Raw genomic sequence first — 473 nt, 5'->3', positions numbered from 1 at the left:
CGCATTTGCTTTCTCTTCCTCCAGGTACTTAGATGTTTCAGTTCCCTGGGTCTGTCTTCCTTACCCTATGTATTCAGATAAGGATACCATACCATTACGTATGGTGGGTTTCCCCATTCGGAAATCTTCGGATCAAAGCTTACTTACAGCTCCCCGAAGCATATCGGCGTTAGTCCCGTCCTTCATCGACTCCTAGTGTCAAGGCATCCACCGTGCGCCCTTTCTAACTTAACCAAACTAAAAATTAAAAAATATGAGCTACACTGTTATCTAGTTTTCAAAGAACATACCATTTGCTATTTAAAATAGCTTTTTGGTGGAGCCTAGCGGGATCGAACCGCTGACCTCCTGCGTGCAAGGCAGGCGCTCTCCCAGCTGAGCTAAGGCCCCAAGTTGTATGGTGGGCCTAAATGGACTCGAACCATCGACCTCACGCTTATCAGGCGTGCGCTCTAACCAGCTGAGCTATAGGC

At 47.6% G+C, this 473-nt stretch carries 1 tRNA gene and 1 rRNA gene; both read right to left on the bottom strand.

Annotation, left to right across the window (positions count from 1 at the left end):
* Nucleotides 1–234 (bottom strand): 23S ribosomal RNA (locus tag FS742_RS27150); the annotation flags it as partial.
* An 80-nt stretch (nucleotides 235–314) separates the two neighbouring features.
* Nucleotides 315–390 (bottom strand) — tRNA-Ala (locus FS742_RS27145).
* Between the last annotated feature and the right edge of the window lie 83 nt (nucleotides 391–473).

It is taken from the genome of Bacillus cereus (assembly GCF_007678085.1).
In the GTDB taxonomy this organism is placed as follows: domain Bacteria; phylum Bacillota; class Bacilli; order Bacillales; family Bacillaceae_G; genus Bacillus_A; species Bacillus_A cereus_BE.
Note: the sequence above shows the minus strand (reverse complement) of the source record. Positions and strands in the feature narration are given on the sequence as shown.